The following is a 14,337-nucleotide window of genomic DNA, read 5'->3' as shown; positions in this document are numbered from 1 at the left end:
CTAAGTTGTTCATAGTGGCTGGTTACATACAATTTCACCTCAAGCTGCTGGCCGTTAAACGTAAGATTGATTGCCGCATTTTTGGTTGCATTTTTTACTTCGCCCACTTCGCTGTAAGGCATAAAGTATTGGGTAAATTCTTTTTCTTCATAAGGCTGCAGCCAGGAAAAATCTGGCTGGTTATCTGTAAAAACACCGGTCATTAATTCAATATAAGGGCCATCTTCATCTGTCAGATTTCTATCCCAGGCAATACCAAAATCACTGTTGCCCCATGTCCATTGCTTTTTACCGGGCACTACATGATGATCAGCCACATGCAATAATCCGCCCCTTGTGTCATGCTCATACCCGCCCATAAAATCATATTTGGAACTTACTGCCATAAAGGAAGTAGGCACCGGAATATTTTTATACCGGGAAATATCCGTACCTGGCGAATAATCAATTTTGTAGTATGTGCCTGTTGCAATGGGAAAGGTAGACACATCTCTTTTACCATGGTCATATACAGCATATACATCCGGCGGAAAAATAGACTGGTAATGCTCATTTACTTTTACTGCCGGGTTGGCCCACCATAAAAAGGTTTGCGGAAAAGGCGTTCTGTTATACAGTTTTCCGTTGATCTCAATGTATGCCTTATCAGGGTACAATGTAATGGCTGCCATTCCCTTTGTACGAAACATTCTTTCTACTTCATTTATCCAGACTGTTTTGCTGCCGTCGGCATTGGCGGTAATGGTACAATCTACCGGTTCAAATGTAGAAGGGCGGTGATGCTGCGGCCAGTTGAATTCGATACCACCGGATATCCATGGACCAAGAAGCCCTACCAGTGCCGGTTTAATCACCTGGTTGAAATAAATAAAATGCCGTTGTTTGATTTTATCATAGGCCATCTGTATCCTGCCACCCAGCTCGGGGAGGATCATTATTTTGAGATACTTATTTTCAATAAATACTGCGTTGTAAGTTGTATCAATTTTTTGATCGGATATTTTTTCGATGATGGAATGCGGATATACCACACCGCTGCTGCCCTGGTAAACCCGCTTCTCTAAAAACATGGGATTTTTTTCGGGTGCACCAACCGGGTAGGTTGGAATGATTACTTTTTCCTGCCAGGCTTGTACGTCAGCATGCATATAGAAGTACATTTAAAATTCGTGAACAAAGGAAACTCTATTTATTTCTTATAAGAATGGAGTAAATTTTCATTTTAATGGATTATTTTACGATATGCTTGCCGCAACAATTGAAAAACATAAAAAGAAGGAAGGGTTCCAGGGACAAAAAACGGTTCTGATTCCAAAGAAAATAGTGTCTGCTATCAACAAAAAAAACAAGTTGAGCCAGCCCCTGTTTATTACAGACATAGGGTATTATCCAAAAGCAAAATACCATTACAGGGAAAGGCCTGCAGGTGCTGAGCAGTTTATTTTTATCTATTGCCTGGATGGAAAGGGTACTGCCATCATTGGTCAAAAAAAGTACACCCTCAACGCCGGCAATTTTATTATCATTCCTGCCGGCATTTATCACCGGTATGCTTCTGATGATACCAATCCATGGACAATTTATTGGGTACACTTTAAAGGGGATATGGCAGAAGCAATCGCGGAATTTTCCAACAAACATTCCGGCGGCTACAAAGGATTTATTAAATATAATGAAAACTGCATTGCTGTTTTTAACGAAATTTATACCCAGCTGGAAAGAGGTTTTAGAAAAGCCAACCTGGTATATGCCAACATGTGTTTCTGGTATTTTCTCTCGACTTTTATATTCAATGAAAAGCTAAAACCGCCCGGCACTGCAACAGAAAAAGACCCGGTGGATATTGCTATTGAATTTATGAATACCCATATTGCTACCAGCCTGAAATTGCAGGATTTGGCACAACATGTAAATGTATCAGCTTCCCATTTTTCCTTTCTTTTTAAAGAAAAAACCGGCTATTCCCCGATAGAATATTTCAATCATTTAAAAATTCAGAAAGCCTGCCAGTTTTTGTTGTTTACCAATCTCAGAATAAAAGAGATTGCTATAGAACTGGGCATTGCAGATCATTACTATTTTTCCAGGCTGTTTCATAAAGTGATGGGGACTTCTCCCAATAGTTACAGGAAGAAGGGGACATAAACTATTTGCGGCCGGTACCGAAGGTCAGACCGCAAATAGTTTAGATAGCAAGCATTCTTGGTGATCTATTCCAATATCAAAATAATTAAAGATTGCATTGGTTGAATTCATTTATCGTTTTATCAACCTTGCGGTCGGTACCGAAGGTCAGACCGCAAGGTTGATAAACAATTACTATACTTCTACTTCTTCCAGAACTGCCGCATGTCCAGCGTATAAGGATATTCTTTATTGATCGCTAATGGTGGCGGATCGTAGAAAAATGGTTTGCGGTTTTGTGCAATATAGTGCGCTGCAATGTCAGGACTTGCTGCCGGCCTTAATACTTCCTGTGTATGACTGGTGGTACCAAAACGGTTCCAGCGGCGGCTTTCTGCTTCGTAACTGTTGATGGGGAAGCTGTCGTAACTTCTGCCGCCGGGATGAGAAACATAATAGGTACAACCGCCGATAGAGCGGCTGTTCCAGGTATCAACGATATCAAAAGTAAGCGGAGCGTCAATCCCTATCGTTGGATGTAATGCCGAGGGTGGCTGCCATGCACGGTAGCGGATGCCGCAAATAAATTCGCCTTTTACGGCAGTTGGTTTTAGCGGAACCCTTGTCCCGTTGCACAACAAAATATAACGGCTTCCATTTAAACCGGTCAGTTTTACCTGTACTTTTTCCAGGGAAGAATCCACAAACCTTGCCGTGCCGCCACTGCTCATCTCTTCGCCTAATACGTGCCATGGTTCAATACCCATACGGATTTCCATTTCAATATTTTGCACCTGTACTGTACCATAATGGGGAAAGCGGAATTCGAAGAAAGGTTCAAACCAACTGATGTCGAACGGATATCCGGCGCTGTTCAGATCGCTTACCACTTCCTTCATGTCTTCCTTTACATAATGGCTCAGCATAAATTTATCATGCAGTTCAGTGCCCCATCTTACCAGGTCGTGCTTGTATGGCTTTTGCCAGAACCAGGCAATAAGCGAACGGATCAGCAGCATTTGCACAAGGCTCATTTCCTTATGCGGCGGCATATCAAAAGCCCTGAATTCTAAAATGCCCAGGCAGCCGGAGGATGAATCGGGCGAGTATAATTTATCAATACAAAATTCAGAACGGTGGGTGTTACCGGTGATATCTGTCAACAGGTGACGGAAAATTCTATCTACAATCCAGAAGGGCACATTGCCATTTTCAGGTACTTGTGTAAAAGCAATTTCCATCTCATACAATTTCTCATCACGGCCTTCATCAATGCGTGGTGCCTGGCTGGTAGGGCCGATAAACGCACTTGAAAATAAATAAGACAGCCCGGGATGATGCTGCCAGTAAGTGATCAAACTCCGCAACAGGTCTGGCCTGCGCAACATCGGACTATCAGATGGCGTAGTACCACCAATGGTAATGTGATTGCCGCCACCAGTGCCGGTATGCCTGCCATCCAGCATAAATTTTTCTGTGCCGAGGCGGGATAAAAAAGCCTGGTCGTACAAGGTATCAATAATACCAGTGAGCTCTTTCCAGTTTTTTGAGGGATGAATATTTACTTCAATTACACCCGGGTCAGGCGATACCACCAGTCGCTCCATGCGGTAATCTCTCGGTGGTTCATATCCTTCAATGCGTACCGGAATCTGTAACTTTTCAGCCGTGGCTTCTACAGAAGCAACAAAGTCAAGATAGTGTTCCAGGTAGTCCATCGGCGGCACAAAAATATACAGGAAGCCATCCCTTGGTTCAATGCATACAGCAGTTTTTATTACTTCAGCCTTAAACAATCTTGGCACTTCGGCCTCCGGTGTTTTTGCTTTTACTTTTTTCACCGGCTTTAAAGGATTTGCTGATACCTCTTCTTCAGCTACGGCTGTTTTTGTTTCCTGCTGCGGGTGCACGGTAATGGTGTCATATCTCTTTTGTATGCCGGCATCGAAGTTCAGCAAGTCGGGCAGTTGGTCAAATAAACTTCTTTCTACTTTTTGTGGTTCGTCTTCTTTAGCCACATCGGGTAAGGAATCGAGCGGCAAACGCAAGCCCATGGGCGAGTTGCCTGGAATCAAAAATAGCTGGTCCCTTTTCAATACCCAGGGACTGCTTTTCCATTGGTCGTTGCTGTAATTCCATCGCAACGGAATTACATAACCGGCCGGTGTATCCAAACCCTTGTCCAGCATTTGTACCAGGGTTTTTCTTTCCAGCTCATCTTTTAAATTTGTCTTTGTCAGATCAATATTGAGTGGCGATTTTCCTTCGCTCCATAAAAAATAAAATACATCCTCATACGCCACGCTGATGTTGATGGTGCTGATGGCCAGATGTTTTGCCAGCTCTTTTGTAAACAGCCAGGCATCTTCATGATTGTATTCTTTTTCAATTTTTTCATGTGCAACCAGCTTGGGATTTTTCCAAACAGGTATATTGTCTTTACGCCAGAACAAGCCATATTGCCAGCGGGGCAATGGTTCGCCTGGGTACCATTTTCCCTGGCCGTAATGGATCATACCACCGGGACCAAATTTTTCCCGCAACCTGAAAATTAATTCGTGTGACAACAGCCGTTTTTGCTTTCCATCTGCCGTCGTATTCCATTCATCGGCTTCCATATCATCGATGGAAACAAAAGTAGGCTCACCACCAATCGTCATGCGCACATCCCCTTTTTCAAGGTCTTCATCCACTTTATATCCTGTGGCTGTAATAGCGGCCCATTGCGCTTCGGTGTAAGGTTTTGTAACCCGGGGATCTTCATGAATACGGGTAACCTGGTTGGAAAAAGTAAAGATGGTTTCGCATTTATCTGTAGCACCAACAACAGGTGCGGCGCTTTCAAAATCGGGTGTGCAGGCTAATGGAATATGCCCTTCGCCGGCAAACAAACCAGAGGTAGGATCCAGCCCTATCCAACCGGCACCGGGAATATATACTTCCGTCCAGGCATGCAGATCAGTAAAATCATTTTCCGGTCCTGAAGGGCCATCCAGTGATTTTATATCAGCAGTCAATTGTACCAGGTAACCGGAAACAAAACGTGCGGCCAAACCCAGGTGACGTAAAATCTGCACCAGCAACCAGGCCGAATCGCGGCAGGAACCCAATGCCTTGCCCAACGTTTCTTCGCAGGTTTGCACGCCCACTTCCATGCGGATGGAGTAATTGATATCCCTGTTTAACTTTTGGTTGATGTACACCAAAAAATCGTTGATCGTTTTCTTGCTGCGGTCAATCCCTGCAATCCACTGCCTCAGTAAAGGACCGTATTCCTTAAATTCAAAATAAGGTACCAGCTCTTTGCGCAACTGGTCATCGTAGGCAAAGGGATAATTTTCTGCATAAGTTTCTACAAAAAAATCAAAGGGGTTAATCACCACCATATTGGCAATCAGTTCTACTTCAACGCTTAATTCAGATGTCTTTTCCGGAAAAACAACCCTTGCCTGGTAGTTACCAAATGGGTCCTGCTGCCAGTTGATGAAATGTTCTTCCGGCTTTATTTTGAAAGAATATGATTCGATAGATGTACGGGAATGTGCAGCAGGTCGCAGCCGGAAAATGTGCGGCGAAAGGCTAATCAAACGGTCGTAAGTATAAGTTGTTTTGTGATTGATTGCAACACGAATTGCCATAAATTGGATTTTACAGTTTTGATAAACACTGGCATGCAATCTTTATAAAAATAGCTGGTTTTTTTAAAGGAAAAAAATTATTGTAGGGCAAGCGTTTTATACTACAGGTAGCTGGAAGGCATTTTGGCACCAGCATTTGAATTTCTGTGCGGGATCGTTGTGTCACTCACTTTTACTTTTTCAGCCCTTGGCGGCAACCAAGTCAAAACAACTTTACTAAACACAAACCTGTCTGTTACATGTAACGTGAATTATGGAGAAAAGTTTGTCATTTATAGCATCCAGGTCAACCTCTTATTATTCCCATAACTTTTACCAGCTTATCTTTATCCCCCTTGCCAACTAACAATACGATGGAATATCTATTAGCCCATATCAACCGTTACTACCGCCTGACCGCAGCGGCACAAGATGCCTTACTGAACAGCCTGGAAAAAATAGTGCTGTCGAAAAATGAATTTTTACTGAAAGACCTTCAAATCTGCAGGCATCTATATTTTTTGGAAAAGGGCGCCCTGAGGGGATTTTATAATTCTGATGGCAAAGAAATTACCCATTGGTTTGCTTTTGAAAATGATTTTGTGACTTCCTTTTATAGCTTTACCACAGGGTTGCCGGCAGTGGAAAATATTCAATTACTGGAGGGTAGTATTTTATGGTCTGTCTCGAAAGAACAACTGGGTGAGCTGTTTAATAATCACCACGAAATTGAACGGCTGGTAAGAATTGCCTATGAAAAATATTATATCCGGCTGGAAGAACGGTTTGTAAACGCCCAGTTTAAAACAGCTAAGGAATTGTATGAAAATATGTTGCTGCAATCGCCGCATATTTTGGAACGGGTACCGCTCGGGTACATTGCATCATACCTCGGCATAAGCCAGGAAACCCTTAGCAGGATACGCAGCCAGTTTTAACATTTGCGTTAATCGTTTTTGATACTTGTCAAAAAAACCAGCCATTGTTAACAATAGTTTTGTTGTTCATAAAAAATTATTATGGAACAAAAACAATTACAAGAACCTTCTGCTGCTTTTATAGCTGCTTCCTGGTCGGCTTTATTTATCGGAACCATTGCATTTATCATTGGCCTTTGGAATGCCAGTATGCAACTGAACGAAAAGGGCTATTATTTCACCGTACTCATGTTTGGTCTCTTTGCATCCATCTCTGTTCAAAAAGCGGTGCGTGACCAAATGGAAGGCATTCCGGTAACCAACCTCTACTACGGCATTGCATGATTCAGCACCATCTTATCCATTGTATTGCTCACCATTGGCTTGTGGAATGCGAGCCTTGAAAAAAGTGAAAAAGTCTTTTACGCTATGTCTTTTGTACTCAGCCTTTTTTCGGCCATTGCGGTACAAAAAAATACAAGGGATATGAAAGCTACCAAAACCATGGAGCCATTTTAATTTTTACCCAATAACAGGTGATCTTTGGTAATGCCTGGTAACCCAAATAAGATAGCATTGCAGCCGTTGAAGAACGGCTGCAATGCTTTATCACGTTAATCTGCCTGGATGATTCTTGAAATATTGCATCGCTACCTCCTCTTCTTTCTGCCTCCACTTATCTGCATGATAAAAAGTTTGATACAATATAAACACCCCGCATACCAGCAGAATGCCCCCCGTGATTTTATTGATGATGTTTAAATTATGCACTGTTAGTCTGGGTTTAATTTTTCCGGCCAGGAGCACCTTCAATACATCTGAAAAAATATTTACCGCCAGGCAGGTTGAAAAAATAAGCACGCGGTAATTAATGGTATAGGTCTTTGCGAAAACTGTTGCCGCGGTAAGCCATTCAAAAAATAAAATTGGATTGAGTGTATTGATAAAAAACCCGGTAGCAAATAATTTAGCCATCTGCGTATGCGGAATGCCTTTTTGCCCGGTTTCAATCGGAGTGATAATAGTTTTTTTAAAGAAGAGGTAATAAGCGCCAAGAGCAGCTAATAACAAACCTCCGCCATAGCCAATCTCCCGGATGTACAGATCTGCAAAATGAGCCGTAAAAACAGTGAATACATTGCTGATTATAACAAATAAAATATCGCTGAACCAGATGCCTGCTACAAAACCAAAACCTCCCCGTATGCCGTTATTAAGACTTTGCTTTATCACAGTAAACAAAATGGGTCCCACAGAAATGGCGAGATACAAACCCATGGTAATGCCTGTGATCAATGCTTTCCACATACTTACAAGTTATTAGGTAGCAAATACAATAAAAGATAAAAACGCAATATAAAGGAACTGTGTTCATTTTCCGTTTATCAACAAATTTTTTCATCTATAGCTGGTTCTGTATTTTTACAACCTTATGAGATTAATTGCCCCTATCCTGTTATTGTTGGTATGGTATAGTAATATATATGCACAAACGGTAAGCGTTGAAAATTTCCAGACTGAATACCAGGTTCACATTGCACAGACTGCGAGGCCTGTAAAAGTGGATGGCGTGCTGGATGACAGCACCTGGGCCTTCGCCGAAAAGAAGAGCGATTTTTTTATGAAATACCCTTCTGACATTGGAAGGCCGGCCAATAAAACCGTGGTGCAAGTGAGCTATGATGACAAGTATTTGTATGTAGCTTTTACCTGCTTCGATTCCGGAAAAAGCATCATTCAAAGTTTAAAAAGAGATATTGGTCATTTGGATAATGATGGTGTAGGCATTATTTTAGATCCGCAGAACAGCCATACCAACGGATTCTTCTTTGCAGTAAATGCGATGAACGCACAATCTGAAGACCAGATCAGCCTGGGCCAGCAGGACGGCCTTACCTGGAGCTGGAATAACAAATGGTTTTCGGCCACCAAAAAATATAACGACCGGTGGATTGCCGAAATAGCCATTCCTTTTAAAAGCCTGCGCTATCCTGCAGGCAACAATTTGTGGGGCATCAATTTTATCAGGGTAGATATGAGCCATAACCAGTATTCCGGCTGGACGCATGTACCTACCAATTTCAGGATTTACAATATGGGTTATACAGGCGCACTGATTTGGGATAAACCAGCGCCGGATGCCGGAAAAAATATGGTAATGATCCCTTTTATTACCAGTAATATCCAGGGCGATAAAGAAAATCATGAGCCGGCTAAAGCCGCTTTCAGCGCAGGATTGGACAGCAAGATTGCCTTATCTTCTTCTCTTAATTTAGATCTTACGCTCAACCCCGATTTTTCCCAGGTGGAAGTAGATCAGCAGGTAACCAACCTGACCAGGTTTGATATTTTTCTTCCTGAAAAAAGATCTTTCTTTTTAGAAAATTCAGACATTTTTGGTGAGTACGGCATACCGGGATTAATGACACCTTTTTATTCAAGAAGGATCGGCCTGGATAAAGACAATAACCCCATCCCAATTATTGGCGGGGCCAGGTTATCAGGTAACCTGAATGCCAGTACCCGTTTTGGGTTGATGAATATGCAAACAGGCGCCAAAGGAAATTATTCGCCGGAAAATTATTCTGCCATATCTATCAACAAAAATGTACTGGCAAGATCTGTTGTAAAAGTATATTTTTTAAACCGTGAAAATTTCCAAAACGCCGGTCAGAAAAAACAAGACCCGTTGAATGCCTGGGGCAGAAATGCCGGCACGTCTTTAGAATACCTGAGCCGGGATGGAAAGTGGAGTGGCTGGTATGCTTTTCATCATTCATTTAAACCCGGCATCAGCAGTCAAAATAATTACCAGGAAACCGGCCTGTCTTTTAACGAAAAAAAATTCACTGCTACCATTGATCTTGCCACGCTGGGCACCAATTATTATACTGATATGGGTTATGTGCAACGCATCAATAATTATGATGCATTGAGAGACACCACCATCAGGGTGGGCTTTAAACACCTGTACACCAATGCCGCATACATGGTATATCCAACAGGCAATATAATAGCCCGCCATACTTTTAAAGCTGAAACTTATTCCGTGGTAAATCCCAATAATTCTTTCAACGAAACCGATCTCACTTTATCCTATATGGCAGAGTTTAACAGCACTTCCGGTATAAAGGCCGATGTACTGCATAATGACCTGGATTTGTTGTATGCTGTTTCATTTACAGATGCCAAACCTCTGCCTGTAACTAACTATAAATACACACAGGCGGCCGTAACCTATACTTCTGATACAAGGAAATTATTCAGCTATGGCCTTACTTATCTTGGTGGACAATTTTATAACGGTAATATCCATTCGCTGATAGGCACCATTACGCTGAGAAGCAGGCCGCACTTCAATTTGATTGTACAGGCTGAATATGATAAACTAAGTTTTCCTGATCCTTATGGCAGCAGCGAATTGTTTTTAATTTCTCCAAAAGTGGAGTATAATTTCAACACCAAAGTTTCGTGGACAACCTTTTTGCAATACAACACGCAGGCAAATAATTTTAACATCAACAGCCGGTTTCAATACCGCTTTAAGCCTATGAGCGACCTGTACCTCGTATACACGGATAATTACTTCACTACGCCTTTTATGCTGAATAAAAACAGGGCAATTGTTTTAAAAGTAAATTACTGGTTGAATTTGTAGAGACAATCAGGATACCGGAAAATAGCTACCTTATCATTATTGTAACAGAAGGTGTGTCGTCATAATAGGGTGGTTTTTGCTAGCCGTACAAGAAAGTTACCCCCGATCCGCTGTCTTTTTGTGACTGATCCTATACTGAGCTTTATAGAAAATACCTCAGTTTAAGCACATCTTTTATTTTCCTGGCAAACAAGGCGATATCAAGTGGCTTTGAAATGTACCCGTCTGCACCGCAGAGTGCGGCTATTTTCTCAATGTTATGGTTGGCAGATAAAAGTAACACAGGGATATCACTTGTTTGTGCCTGGGACTTTAGTTTTTTACAAATATCGGTGCCATTGATACCTTCCATATGTATGTCCAGCAAAATGCAATCAGGGGTCGATTCTACAATCATTTCACTTATTTTGGCGCCATTTTGGGAAATATTTACCACACAACCCTCTTTTACAAGTTTGCGGCGAAGTATTTCAAGCAGGTCTTTATCATCATCAATAAGCAGAATAGCCGGCTTTTTATTTAAAGAAGATTCCATACAACCATATTTTGTAATAATGATTCAATTTTCAGGCCGTTTAAACAGAGTTACCATTGTTAACAAAATGCGAAGCTTTGTAAACGTCTGTTTTGGTAATTACTGACAATGAAAACGCAAACAGGTTTAATCCGGCTGCTTATTTTAATGAGCTGGTTTAGCAGGGATGAATGGAAGCTAAAAAATGAATTAAGCGATCGGTGAAATAGACTCAAAAATTTTAACGGGCTTAACTGAGGGCCTGTTTTCAAACACAATATACAATTTTACCTGTGCAGGAACAAGCACCGGGTATTGCTGTCATTCCCTGAAAAAATTGTGGGGTGGGCAGTTCATCTGCTCAATAAAACCTGTAGTTGTGCCAGGAGTTTAGTATGGGGCAATAAAAAAACTTCCACAGGTACCAGTTTTTCATAGTCTGTGGAAGTAAGATGTTTGTTTAGTCAGCCAAAGCTGACCGATTCAGGATTTTTGCGGGCTACCGCTCCAGAAAATCGATAAAACGAGTTGCTGGGTTTCAGTGTTCTGGTCTTTTTGCCATCATCGCTTTTTACAGCATAGGCTTAGGATATTGGGTTCAAACGGTTTTTGGATCATCATCGCTTTTTACAGCATAGTTCCGGATATTGGGTTTTGGTTTTTTGAAACATCATCGCTTTTAACAGCATAGTTTCAGGATGTTGAATTTGCAGTTTTCACAGGAATTCGATTATTGTTTTTTGGATTTGGACTTAGATTGTTTTGATGTTTCAATCATTACTTTCTGATACAAAGATGCAACAGTTAGATATCCTGTACAAGAGCAGCATTACGCTATTTATATCGTTCATTAATTACGGAGTGTAGCGTAATTATTCAGTCGCGCAGAAGGATATTTACGAAAAGAAATAGGGTTATTTTCGCACCCCATTTACATACACCAGGCAAAACCGGGTAAAGCCACAAGCTTATTTTAGCCTGTAAAGGCCATTCCAGCCTGCCTTTCGTATTTATCCGATATCCAATCTCAGCGTTGCGCTTTTCTACCACCGCCGGGATAAATAGTTTTACCTTTTATATTAAATTAGTAGCATTTATCTATAATTCACTGTAGATTTATTGCTTAAAACAAATGCTATATATCACCTGCTAAAATCAAAATGTATGAAAAAATTACTTGCCGTAATTGGCTTATTGCTGTTTTCAACTGCAGCATTTTGCCAGCTCTCCAAAGATGAAAAAGCGAAAGTGACAGGTTTGTTACAGTCAAGCCTGGAACGTTTAACCAAATCTGTAGAAGGATTAAGTGAAGCCCAGTTAAATTTTAAACCCGACAGTACCCGCTGGTCTGTGAAAGAATGTGTATATCACCTGGCCTTATCCGAAACCAATATCTGGGGCTGGATGCAGGGTGTAATGTCCGCGCCGGCCAATCCTGATAAAAAAGCCCTGGTTAAAGCTACTGATGACATGGTAATAACAGGTGTTGAAGACAGGAGCCATAAGGTTAAAACCAGCGAACCCTTTGAACCCAAAAATGCCAAATGGGCAACCAAAGAGGAAGCCATGGCATTTTTAACAGCAGAACGTAAAAAACACATTGATTATATTAATTCCTCAACAGACGATTTTAGAAATCACATCGCCGAACAGGGTCCGATGGGACCAATGGACGCTTACCAGATTATTTTATTACTGGCGCAGCATACCGTAAGGCATACCAAACAAATAGAGGAAGTAAAAGCAACTGCGGGCTTCCCGTCTAAATAAACAATTATTACAAATTGAATTTAAAGAGGCAGGTTGTATCCTGCCTTTTATTTTGCAGTTAATTGAACCCATTTTTTTTGCGAGGCCTGATAATATTCAGCGATTGATAAAAATGTTTGTAAAACCAGGTATGAAAAAAATCAAATCAGTTTTGCTTGTTCTTTTATGGACTACTGTGCTAAACGCTCAGCAAAAATCAAGCACTGTATTTTCATCAGGAAAAGATGGGTATGCAACCTTCCGCATACCCGCCATCATTGATTTACCCAATGGCGATTTGCTGGCTTTTGCCGAAGGGCGGGTGAATGGCTCCAATGATTTTGGTGACATTAATATTGTTGCAAAAAGAAGTCTTGACAAAGGCATTACCTGGGCTGCTTTGCAAACAGTGGCAGATGTTGATAGCCTGCAAGCCGGCAATCCGGCGCCGGTGGTTGACCTTACGGATCCGGCCTATCCGAATGGAAGAATTATTTTATTTTACAATACCGGCAACAACCATGAAAATGAAGTAAGAAAAGGAAACGGGCTGCGGGAAGTGTGGTATATCGCTTCCACCGACAATGGCTATAGCTGGAGTAAACCGGTAAATATCACCACACAAACGCACCGGCCTAAACAGCCAGCAATTAATCCCGCTTATAATTTTAAAGAAGACTGGCGAAGCTATGCCAACACACCCGGACATGCGATTCAATTTTCAGGTGGCCGGTACAAGGGAAGAATATTCGTAGCCGCCAATCATTCTGCCGGTGAGCCAACAGCAGATGCAACAGATTATAACGCCCATGGATTTTATACAGATGATCATTGCACAACGTTTAAGATTGGCGCCACTGTTAGCCGTGCAGGCAGCAATGAATCAATGGCAACCGTATTGGGAAATGGTAAGCTGATGATGAACAGCCGCAACCAGGGGGCCGATGCAATGGCAAGGATTGTGTCGCTCAGCAGCAATGGCGGCGCCAGCTGGGATACAACCTTTATTGACAACAACTTACCCGATCCTATTTGCCAGGGAAGTATTTTAACCGTGGGGAATAAAAAGGGGAAAGCTATTGTCGCCTTTTGCAATGCGGCCAGCAAGGAACACCGGGATAGTCTTACCCTGCGCATTAGTTATGATGATGGCCGCAACTGGCAAAAAAATTACCTGTTGGATAAGGGTACCGGCAAAGCCGAAGAAGATGCTACTGGATATTCTGATCTTGTGAAACTTGCCGACAATGAAATAGGTGTTTTGTATGAGCGAAAGGATTATTCGCAGATAGTTTTTATGCGGGTGAGATGGAGGTGAAAGGTGAGCCGCAATTACTTTATTTAATTGTTACTTCTTGCTTACTTTTTTTGTCTTGACACAAAAAAAAGATAACAAAAAAAAGTCAAGACAGCAACGAATACAGCCCGTTGCTGTCAGGGAGCTATGTTAAACTTTTGTGCATAGTAGTTTCAGCTTTAGTAATTCTACTCTTTGCATCTTTACAGCTTAGTAAAATCGATAAGCATCTGATTCTATAGCACAAATAATTTTTACGAACTAAATTCAAAATCAAAAAAAGTAAAAATCATACAGTATTAAAATCTACCCCGTTTCAATAGTCTTCAAATTATTCCTCCGTATTGAAAACAGTAACCGGATAAGCTACATCTTTTGGTTCGGTTCCGGCTTGCCGGAATCCGAAAAATGCGCAGCATTCCCGTAGCTATCGGGATTTTCGAAAGAAGCAAAAGCAGCAG

At 41.6% G+C, this 14,337-nt stretch carries 11 protein-coding genes; 7 read left to right on the top strand and 4 right to left on the bottom strand.

Features of this window, described 5'->3' with window-relative positions:
* Positions 1 to 1,148: DUF5107 domain-containing protein (locus tag JWR61_RS26740; RefSeq protein ID WP_301930704.1), on the bottom strand; the 1,148-nt coding region annotated here is incomplete at its 3' end.
* 94 nt (positions 1,149 to 1,242) lie between these two features.
* Between JWR61_RS26740 and JWR61_RS26735 the strand changes: the two genes are divergently transcribed.
* Entirely contained in the window at positions 1,243 to 2,145 is a 903-nt protein-coding gene (locus JWR61_RS26735) for an AraC family transcriptional regulator (RefSeq protein WP_301930703.1), read from the top strand.
* A 182-nt stretch (positions 2,146 to 2,327) separates the two neighbouring features.
* On the opposite strand, the gene JWR61_RS26730 is transcribed toward JWR61_RS26735, so the two are convergent.
* On the bottom strand, positions 2,328 to 5,762 hold the full coding sequence (locus JWR61_RS26730; protein ID WP_301930702.1) for a DUF2126 domain-containing protein: 3,435 nt from the start codon (positions 5,760 to 5,762) through the stop codon (positions 2,328 to 2,330).
* A 353-nt stretch (positions 5,763 to 6,115) separates the two neighbouring features.
* Here JWR61_RS26730 and JWR61_RS26725 point away from each other — a divergent pair, with 353 nt between their 5' ends.
* The 3 genes from JWR61_RS26725 to JWR61_RS26715 all read left to right on the top strand — a co-directional run bounded on the left by JWR61_RS26725 (position 6,116) and on the right by JWR61_RS26715 (position 7,177).
* Positions 6,116 to 6,679, top strand: coding sequence for a Crp/Fnr family transcriptional regulator (locus tag JWR61_RS26725; protein WP_301930701.1), 564 nt, complete (start codon positions 6,116 to 6,118; stop codon positions 6,677 to 6,679).
* Between the two features lie 81 nt (positions 6,680 to 6,760).
* Entirely contained in the window at positions 6,761 to 7,003 is a 243-nt protein-coding gene (locus JWR61_RS26720) for a YiaA/YiaB family inner membrane protein (protein ID WP_301930700.1), read from the top strand.
* A gap of 9 nt (positions 7,004 to 7,012) precedes the next feature.
* Positions 7,013 to 7,177 (top strand): YiaA/YiaB family inner membrane protein, encoded by a 165-nt coding sequence (locus JWR61_RS26715; RefSeq protein WP_301930705.1) that lies wholly within the window; start codon positions 7,013 to 7,015, stop codon positions 7,175 to 7,177.
* Between the two features lie 90 nt (positions 7,178 to 7,267).
* Here the strand turns inward: JWR61_RS26715 and JWR61_RS26710 are convergent, their stop codons facing one another.
* Positions 7,268 to 7,966 carry a LysE family translocator gene (locus JWR61_RS26710; protein WP_301930699.1) on the bottom strand — a complete coding sequence of 233 codons (699 nt, stop codon included), beginning with the start codon at positions 7,964 to 7,966 and terminating at the stop codon, positions 7,268 to 7,270.
* A 124-nt stretch (positions 7,967 to 8,090) separates the two neighbouring features.
* Here JWR61_RS26710 and JWR61_RS26705 point away from each other — a divergent pair, with 124 nt between their 5' ends.
* Positions 8,091 to 10,316: a carbohydrate binding family 9 domain-containing protein gene (locus tag JWR61_RS26705; protein ID WP_301930698.1), complete on the top strand. Its 2,226-nt coding sequence runs from the start codon at positions 8,091 to 8,093 to the stop codon at positions 10,314 to 10,316.
* A 142-nt stretch (positions 10,317 to 10,458) separates the two neighbouring features.
* On the opposite strand, the gene JWR61_RS26700 is transcribed toward JWR61_RS26705, so the two are convergent.
* The gene (locus tag JWR61_RS26700) at positions 10,459 to 10,851 is read right to left on the bottom strand and encodes a PleD family two-component system response regulator (protein WP_290340730.1); all 393 of its coding nucleotides are present in this window, start codon (positions 10,849 to 10,851) and stop codon (positions 10,459 to 10,461) included.
* 1,143 nt (positions 10,852 to 11,994) lie between these two features.
* Between JWR61_RS26700 and JWR61_RS26695 the strand changes: the two genes are divergently transcribed.
* Entirely contained in the window at positions 11,995 to 12,600 is a 606-nt protein-coding gene (locus JWR61_RS26695; RefSeq protein WP_290340731.1) for a DinB family protein, read from the top strand.
* 130 nt (positions 12,601 to 12,730) lie between these two features.
* Entirely contained in the window at positions 12,731 to 13,897 is a 1,167-nt protein-coding gene (locus JWR61_RS26690; protein WP_301930697.1) for an exo-alpha-sialidase, read from the top strand.
* The last annotated feature ends 440 nt before the right edge of the window (positions 13,898 to 14,337 follow it).

It is taken from the genome of Ferruginibacter sp. (assembly GCF_028288465.1).
Classification (GTDB): Bacteria; Bacteroidota; Bacteroidia; order Chitinophagales; family Chitinophagaceae; genus Ferruginibacter.
This window is presented reverse-complemented; position numbering and strand designations above follow the sequence as displayed.

Excerpts from the sequence above, each read along its gene's own strand:
- JWR61_RS26735 (WP_301930703.1), top strand. The coding sequence starts at position 1,243 with ATGCTTGCCGCAACAATTGAAAAACATAAAAAGAAGGAAGGGTTCCAG.
- JWR61_RS26730 (WP_301930702.1), bottom strand. The coding sequence starts at position 5,762 with ATGGCAATTCGTGTTGCAATCAATCACAAAACAACTTATACTTACGAC.
- JWR61_RS26725 (WP_301930701.1), top strand. The coding sequence starts at position 6,116 with ATGGAATATCTATTAGCCCATATCAACCGTTACTACCGCCTGACCGCA.
- JWR61_RS26720 (WP_301930700.1), top strand. The coding sequence starts at position 6,761 with ATGGAACAAAAACAATTACAAGAACCTTCTGCTGCTTTTATAGCTGCT.
- JWR61_RS26710 (WP_301930699.1), bottom strand. The coding sequence starts at position 7,966 with ATGTGGAAAGCATTGATCACAGGCATTACCATGGGTTTGTATCTCGCC.
- JWR61_RS26705 (WP_301930698.1), top strand. The coding sequence starts at position 8,091 with ATGAGATTAATTGCCCCTATCCTGTTATTGTTGGTATGGTATAGTAAT.
- JWR61_RS26700 (WP_290340730.1), bottom strand. The coding sequence starts at position 10,851 with ATGGAATCTTCTTTAAATAAAAAGCCGGCTATTCTGCTTATTGATGAT.
- JWR61_RS26695 (WP_290340731.1), top strand. The coding sequence starts at position 11,995 with ATGAAAAAATTACTTGCCGTAATTGGCTTATTGCTGTTTTCAACTGCA.
- JWR61_RS26690 (WP_301930697.1), top strand. The coding sequence starts at position 12,731 with ATGAAAAAAATCAAATCAGTTTTGCTTGTTCTTTTATGGACTACTGTG.